Raw genomic sequence first — 7,642 nt, forward strand, 5'->3', positions numbered from 1 at the left:
TGACCATTTCCTCTCCGGGAGATCCGTGGGGTCCCTGACGTGCAGGGGAGTGGTGAGTGACGGTTCATCGTGCGGAGAGCTCCTCGGGCTGTGCGGCCGGCGAGCGCAGGGGGTGGTGGCAGGCGACCTTGTGCGTGCCGGAGAGGGTCGCGAAGGCGGGCTCCGTCGCCGCGCACACCTCGGTCGCCAGCGGACATCGGGTGCGGAACCGGCAGCCGCTGGGCGGATCGATGGGACTGGGCAGCTCGCCGCGCACACGCGTGCCCGACCGGGGGCGCGGCGCGGCCGGGTCCGCCTCGGGAACCGCCGCGAGCAACCCCGCGGTGTACGGGTGCGCGGTGGACCCGTACACCTCGTCGGTGGTGCCGGTCTCCATCAACTTGCCCAGGTACATGACTCCGACACGGTCGGCCAGGTACCGCACGACCGCGAGATCGTGGGAGATCACGACACTGCTCAGTCCACGTTCACGTTGGACGCGGTGCATCAGATTGAGGACCTGGGAACGGATGGAGACGTCCAGCGCGCTGACCGGCTCGTCGGCGACCAGCACCTTCGGGTCCAGGGCCAGCGCGCGGGCCAGCCCCACCCGTTGGCGCTGTCCCCCGGAGAGTTCGTGGGGGTAGCGCTCCAGGACGCCCGACGGCAGCCCCACGTCCCCAAGGAGCTCGCGGGCCCGGGCGGTCCGGGAGGCGCGCCTGCCGATGCCCTGGATCGCGAGGGGCTCGCGCAGGATCGCGCCGATGCGCATGCGGGGGTCGAGCGAGGAGTTCGAGTCCTGGAACATCATCTGCAACTGGGCCCGGCGCGGAGCGAGTTCACGGGCACTCATACCGGTCACCGACGCGCCGTCGAAGATCACCTCGCCCGACGTGGGCCGGTTCAGGGCCACGAGCATGCGGCCCAGCGAGGACTTGCCGCACCCTGACTCCCCGACCAGACCGAACGTCTCACCCGGCGCCACGTCGAAGCTCACTCCGGAGACCGCCTTGACAGTGCGGCGCCGCCCGAGGAGGCTCCGTCCGCCCACCGGGTACTCAAGTCCGAGATCGACGATCCGCAGCCGCGGCGTCGTCTCGCGTGCGGCAGCGGCCTCGGGGGAGACGACGGGCCGTGCGACGGCCGATGCCCTTGAGCCGGTACGGACTGCTGCCGTGGCGACCGGATGCCAGCACGCGTGGGTGTGCCCGTCATCCTCCATCGAGAGCGGCGGCCGTTCCTCGTGGCAGCGGTCCGTCGCGGCCGCGCAGCGCGGCGCGAAAGGACAGCCCGCGGAGGAGGCGGCCAGATCCGGCGGTGTGCCGGGAATGCTGAAGAGCTGTTCGCGCCGGTCCTGGGTGAGCGAGGGGATGGAGGAGAGCAGCGCATGGGTGTAGCGATGCCGGGTATGGCTGAAAAGAGCTGGTGTCGGCCCGGTCTCGGCCACGCGCCCGGCGTACATCACGCCCACCCGGTCGGCGTGCCGGGCGATCACTCCCATGTCGTGGGTGATGAGGATCATCGACATGCCCAGCCGGGACCTGAGGTCGTCCAGGAGATCGAGGATCTCTGCCTGGATGGAGGCGTCGAGCGCGGTGGTCGGCTCGTCCGCGATGACGACCCGCGGCTCGCACGCCAGGGCCATCGCGATCATCACGCGTTGCCGCATGCCGCCCGAGAGCTGGTGCGGATAGTCGTCCAACCGCTCCAGGGGCTTCGGTATCCCGACCAGGTCGAGCAGGTCCGCGGCACGTGCGCGCGCGGTCTGCTTCGACGCGCCCTGGTGCAACCGCACCGGTTCGGCGACCTGTTCACCGATGCGGCGGGTGGGGTTCAAGGCCGTCATCGAATCCTGGAACACCATCGCGATGTCGTTGCCGCGGAGGGTCCGGTACCGGTCCGCGGGGAGTCCGACGAGCTCCGTACCGCCGAAGTCGATCGAGCCGCCGGTCACCCGGCCGCCGGCCGGCAGCATGCCCATCACGGCCAGGCCGGTCATGGACTTGCCGGATCCGGTCTCCCCGACGATCCCCAGGGTCTCCCCGCGATCGAGCGCCAGGCTGACGCCCGAGACGGGGTGGACGATCCGGTCGCCCCGGCGGATCTCGACCGACAGATTGCGGATCGTCAGCACTCGGTTGCCGTCCGCGGGCTCACGTGCGTTCTCAAAACCATCGCTCGCGCGCACGATATGGCTCTCCATCTCCTCGATCATCCGACGATTTTGAGACACGTACTTCAGGCGTCGTTCGTCGGGTTCACTGAACATTCAGGTGTGCGTCGTTCCGATCGCACGAAGGGAATCTCCTGCCGCGCACGGCTCTCGGAGCCTGTCGGGCGACCTCTGATCGGGCAGCCACGGCGTGGCGCGTACTCCCCCAAGACCTTGAGGGCCAGGGGACCCCCTCCGGCGTTGCCGAAATGCCCTGGTAGCTCCTTCCCCGAGCTCTCAAGGAGCAGGGGAGACTCCGCCCGAGGCCATCGCGGCGCCTTGGAATCGCACCCGCCACGCCGTGTCCGCTCTCCGATCGAAGGTCACCCGACAGGCTCTCAGCCGGCGGACGCGGGCCGGCCCAGTTCGTTCCGCAACAGGCGCCGTACGTTCTCCCCCAGGACCGCGACGATGTCGCGCTCCGGCCACCCTCGTTGTTGCAGTGCATCGGTGACCAGCGGCAGCCCGGCCGGACCCGCAAGCCCGGGCAGACAGGCGTCGGCCGGCACACCCTCGACGAAGACCGGCTCGCAGCACCGAGGGGTGGTGTCGGCAAGTACTTCCTTGATGAAGTCGGGACCCAGCCCGACGTGCTCGACGCCGGCCACCCCTGCAATGTGCTCGATGTGGTCGATCAGTCGGCCGATCGAGTAGTCGCTCTCGTGCAGGTACGGAGCGAAGAAGTTCACGCACACCACTCCGCCGCCCGCGGCGACGCCCCGGATCTGCTCATCCGTGAGGTTGCGGTGGTGGTCGAAGAGCGCTCGTGCGCTGGAGTGCGTGGCGATCAACGGCCGTGAGGACAGCTCCAGGACGTGCTCGACCCCGGACGCGCCGAGATGACTGATGTCGTAGAGCATGCCGAGGCGCTCCATCTCGGCCAGCGCCGCGACCCCGGAGCGGGTCAGCCGGCTGCCCGTCGCGTCCTCGCCGCTGCCGTCGGCCAGGGCGGTGCGACCGAAGTGGGCCAGGGACGCGATCCTGACCCCCAGCCGGAACAGGGTCTCCAGCAGCTCCACGTCCTCGCCCACGCCGGGCGCGCTCTCCAGCGCCAGCACCAGGGCGATCCGGCCCTCGGCCAGCGTCTGGTCGATCTGGGCGCCGTCCGTGCACAGCGTGACGGCATCGGCATTGCCGGCCGCGAGTCGGTGCGCCGCCTCGATCATGCGCAGCGTGCGGCGAAGCGCCCCCTCCGGCCGGTACGGATCTTCGACGAACACCGGCAGCGCCTGAAGGTTCACCCCGCCGGCCCGCAATTGCGGCAGCCAGCGCTCGCGGAAGAACTCCGCCCAGTGGTCCACCGGCCGGGCGACCACCGCACACAGCAGGTCGTTGTGCAGGTCTGCCACGACCGCGCGCCGGTGCATCTCGTTCATCGCTGTTCCCGCCGCTCGGCCCGGCCGGTGTGCAGATACAGCGCGTGTCCCTGCCCGTCGTCACCGAGGAAGGCGAGCGGCGCGTGGACCCCGCGCTCCGGCTCGACCGGGATCAAGGTGTCACCGCGCCTGCCGACCAGCTCCGTGCGATACGGCGCCTCGTCCAGCTCGGCGATGGCTCCCCGGGGAGTGCGCTCCAGCCACAGCCGCCCGGCGGTGTCCCGGATCACCGTGGTCTCGGCGGTGCTGGACGTGTACGTACCGACGTACCGGGACGTCTCCGCAACGGGAGCGCCCACGTCCGGCACCGGCGAGGCGGGCAGACCGACCCCCGCGAGTTCACTGAGGACCCGGCCCGCGATCTCCGTGTACACGCGCCGTGACAGGCCGCCGTTGGTAACAATCGCCACGGCGACATCCCGCTCCGGCACCAGGCGCAGGAACGCCGACTGACCGATGGTGTTCCCGTCGTGTCCGATGACCGTGCCGCCCGACAGGTCGAAGAGTTCCCAGCCGAGCCCCCAGGCGGTGCCCTGGTCGATGTCGGGCAGCGTGACCTGCGGCCGCTGCATTGCCTGGACGGTCTCCGGGCCGAGCACGGTCACCCCGTCGGGGCCCCGGCCTCCGGCGAGGTGCATCCGGGCGAAGGCCAGCAGATCGCGCGCACGCATCGCCAGCATCGATCCGGCCGGTGCGTTCGAGCGCGCCAGGGCCCACACCGGCGTCGGCTCGAGCGGCGCCCCCGGCACCGTCTCGATGTGACCCACTGCCGTGCGGTGGACGATCGCCTCGTAGGGGTCACTCGCGGTGTGACTCATACCCAGCGGAGTGAACAGGTGCTGCCGCGCGCAGACGTCGAACGGCTCCTCGCGCAGCACCTCGACGATCCGCCCGAGCACGCAGTATCCGGCGTTGTTGTACGAGAACATCGCACCCGGCTCGAAGAGCTGGGGCACGTCGCGCAGGACGCCCAGGTACTTTTCCAGGCAGTCGTCACCCTTGCCGGTGTCGGTGAAGATGTCCCCCTCGAAACCCGCGACGTGACTCAGCAAATGCCGCGTGGTGATTCCTCGCGCCGCTTCCTCGTCGGCGATCCGGAACTCCGGCAGGACGGCCCGTACGGGAGCGTCCAGATCCAATCGTCCCTCGTCGGCCAATTGCATGACCAACGTCGCGGTCATCACCTTGGTGATCGACCCGATCTGGAAGAGTGAGTCCACCGTGGCGTCGACCCCTGTGGCTGTACTCAGCACACCGGCCGCGGATTCGACCCATTCATCACCGGATTGGACCGCCACGGCTGCCCCGGGCACCTGGCTCTCGACGAGCAGATCCGGCAACCTGCGGCGCAACCAGGCACCGACCTCCTCCAGCTTGTTCAGCTGATCCGCCCCGTCCAGCTTCTGCACGGCATCCCTCCCTGCTCGACTGCGCAGGAGCTTAGGACTTGCGGAAACCGCCCTCTTCGTCCACTCCCACCACATGCGGCCCCAGCGTTGGTGCGACTGGCCGAACCGGTGGGGAAGCAGGCTTGTGACGAAGCGGCCTCCCAGAGGGCGGTTCGCAAGTTGATGTCCGTTTCGAAGCGAGGTCGGGGCAGGGCTGCGGTGAGGACCAGTTGGGAACCACACGGCAGGCGCGATAGCGCGTGACGGAGCCTCGGACGCACAACTCACGCCCCAATTGAGTCTGTTACGTTCCGAGAACTGGAGATCAAGGGGTCGCAGGTTCGGATCCTGTTGTCCCGACTCGTATGAGTCGCAGGTCAGAGGTCGTTTGCGGAGTGATCCGGAACGGCCTCTTGATCGTTTGTCGGGTCGGACCGGGGATCAGTTCTCGACGGGTGGCAGCCCACCCCGACCTGGTCGAAATACGTTGTCGGCGGTGGGGCGTTCGGGGACCGTCCGTGAGGGTGTTCCCGCCTTCCCCGACTCCGGATCGTGACCCGGCGTCTCGGTAGAGTGCGCCGGGTGAGCGACGTGTATGAACTGGTGGTCACGGTCGATCTGCGGGACGAGATCACCGAGCAGGAACTCGCCGAGCTGCGCTGGCATCTGGGAATCGGGCCGCAGCCCGAGCGCCTGTCCATCGTGACCCGGTTCCCCTTCGTGGTCGTGGACGACTCGGGGGATCCGGTGGTCGTGGACGAGCCGCATCCCCTGCTGGCGGAGAGTGGCGCCGCCTCGCGTGTGGGCGGAGCGCTCTGCTCTGCGCTGGCCGGTCGCGTGGACCTGCCCGGGAAGGGCTGGTCGCTGACCTCTCGGCAGGAGATTCACCCCGACGCATTCGACATCGTCGGCGAACTGCTCAGCTGGCTGGCCGCCCGAGCGCACAGCACCCACCTGATCGCGGATCACGCCGCGGTCCGGATCGGCTGCATCAGGTTCCACGAAGCCCTGACGCCACATGTGCTCAAGGTGGAGAACGGGCAGGTCGACTGGCCGGCCTAGGGCCAATACCGGTGATTTAGGTGTTTTTCTGGTGCTTGCTGGTTGGTTTGGTGGGTGGGACCAGTGTGATTGCTGCTGTGGGTGGTCGGGGTGGGTTGCGGTGGTGGGTGTGTTTGAGGCGCCAGTTGGCCATCTTGCGTTTGATGACACGGGGGTTGGAGCGTTGCCTGCGGGGTGGCAGGAGTCGTTCCAGCAGCTCACGGATGGTGTGAGTCAGGGCTCGACTGAGTCGTGAGGGGGGAAAGTGCCGCCTGGTCGGTGACGTGGCGGCGAGCGATGCGAAGGGTGCGGGTGAAGGACAGCCTGTCGGGGTCGAGGCCTGCTTGGTGAGCGGTGTGGTGCATGACGTCCCGAAGTGCGTGGTGGACAAGAAGGAAGCCGTAGATTTCCTGCTCGACGCCATCGGGGTACTGCGAGCGGAGGACGAGGCCGTGTCCGCCCTGATGGGTCTTGATCTCGTCCAGGGTGTTCTCGATCTCCCAGCGCTGATGGTAGAGGCCCGCCAGGTCGGCCGCAGCAGCCTCCTGCGGGTTGCAGATGGTCGTGATCAGCCGGTAGACCGTGTTGTCGTCACGGCCGAGGGTGTACTCGATGACGCGGACCCGGACCGGATCCCGGCGCTTGCGGTCGCCTGCCGCAACGATCTCGGACAGGTAGGAGCCGTCGTCGAAGGCTTCGAGGACCGGGAGCACGATGTTCTTGCGGACGCGCCACAACAGGTCCGCGCCCGTGTCAGAGGCGGCCCGCCACAGCTCGAAGCCAGTGATGCCGCGATCGGCCATCAGCAGCATTCCCGGCTCGAGCCGGCCCAGCAGGGCGGGAATCAACTGCTGTTCATGAACCGACAGCGGGCCGGTCGCCGCGGCGAACACCGCGTGTGTCCCGCACTCCACCAGCGCAGCAACCCTCACCTGCGGGTAGGCACTGCGCTGCTGTCCCCGGCCCGATCCGGGACGGCCGAAGAAAGCGCTATTCGCCCCGGTGTCCGGCACATCGAAGACCGTGCCGTCCACCGCAACCAGACGCCACCGCCGAAACCAGGCACCAGCGGTGTCCTCCACGGCCACCGGCCGGCACACTCGCGCGAACAGCACCTTCAACGGCTCCGGCCCCAACCGCCGGCGGGCCCGGCCGATCGCCGCTGTCGTCGGCACCCGCCACGGCTTCTCCCACCGCCGCACCCGCTCCAGCCCCTGCGTCAGCAGCCGGGCCACCTCCTCATAGCCCTGCCCGGAGAACAGACACATCGCGAGCACGAAATAGACCACCACCCGGGCCGGCAACAGCCGCGACCGCTGTTCCAGACGCCCACATCCAACAACCACCTCATCCACCAACTCGGGCGGAAACACCCGCGTCAGCACACCCAGAGCGATCCGGTCCGACAACCGCTCACCCGACGACTTCACCTGTCCAGGCCTTGGCACACCACACCCAACGACCCACCACCAACAAAGTCACCGGTATTGGGCCTAGTGTCCTGCGCCGGAGATTCGTTGGCAGAAACGCGCGAGGGAGTCGAGGATCTCGTCGGCCGTCTTGGTCCAGGTGAACGGTGTTGGGTTTTCGTTCCACTCCTTGACCCAGGCTCGGATGTCGGCCTCCAGGGAACGCACGCTTTTGTG

General features: G+C 68.6%; 5 protein-coding genes and 1 pseudogene. 1 reads left to right on the forward strand and 5 read right to left on the reverse strand.

The window, feature by feature from the left end:
• Positions 1-64: 64 nt before the first annotated feature.
• From ACIQCZ_RS34070 to ACIQCZ_RS34080, 3 genes are all read right to left on the reverse strand, one after another.
• Positions 65-2,182: a dipeptide ABC transporter ATP-binding protein gene (locus ACIQCZ_RS34070; protein WP_402288355.1), complete on the reverse strand. Its 2,118-nt coding sequence runs from the start codon at positions 2,180-2,182 to the stop codon at positions 65-67.
• 347 nt (positions 2,183-2,529) lie between these two features.
• Positions 2,530-3,567 carry a dipeptidase gene (locus ACIQCZ_RS34075; RefSeq protein ID WP_402288357.1) on the reverse strand — a complete coding sequence of 346 codons (1,038 nt, stop codon included), beginning with the start codon at positions 3,565-3,567 and terminating at the stop codon, positions 2,530-2,532.
• Positions 3,564-4,976: a serine hydrolase domain-containing protein gene (locus ACIQCZ_RS34080; protein ID WP_402288359.1), complete on the reverse strand. Its 1,413-nt coding sequence runs from the start codon at positions 4,974-4,976 to the stop codon at positions 3,564-3,566. The genes ACIQCZ_RS34075 and ACIQCZ_RS34080 overlap by 4 nt, the downstream gene beginning before the upstream one ends.
• Before the next feature lie 561 nt (positions 4,977-5,537).
• Between ACIQCZ_RS34080 and ACIQCZ_RS34085 the strand changes: the two genes are divergently transcribed.
• Positions 5,538-6,017 (forward strand): hypothetical protein, encoded by a 480-nt coding sequence (locus ACIQCZ_RS34085; protein ID WP_402288362.1) that lies wholly within the window; start codon positions 5,538-5,540, stop codon positions 6,015-6,017.
• 197 nt (positions 6,018-6,214) lie between these two features.
• On the opposite strand, the gene ACIQCZ_RS34090 is transcribed toward ACIQCZ_RS34085, so the two are convergent.
• Together ACIQCZ_RS34090 and ACIQCZ_RS34095 are read right to left on the reverse strand one after the other, a co-directional pair.
• A complete protein-coding gene (locus ACIQCZ_RS34090; RefSeq protein ID WP_402288364.1) occupies positions 6,215-7,444 on the reverse strand; it encodes an IS4 family transposase in 1,230 nt (409 codons plus the stop codon).
• Positions 7,445-7,489: 45 nt separating this feature from the next.
• Positions 7,490-7,642, reverse strand: a pseudogene (locus ACIQCZ_RS34095) (IS630 family transposase); the annotation flags it as partial.

Origin of the sequence: Streptomyces sp. NPDC093149, from assembly GCF_044754145.1 — a bacterium.
Lineage (GTDB): Bacteria > Actinomycetota > Actinomycetes > Streptomycetales > Streptomycetaceae > Streptomyces.

Coding starts and splice junctions, on each gene's coding strand:
- ACIQCZ_RS34070 (WP_402288355.1), bottom strand. CDS start 2,182: ATGGAGAGCCATATCGTGCGCGCGAGCGATGGTTTTGAGAACGCACGT.
- ACIQCZ_RS34075 (WP_402288357.1), bottom strand. CDS start 3,567: ATGAACGAGATGCACCGGCGCGCGGTCGTGGCAGACCTGCACAACGAC.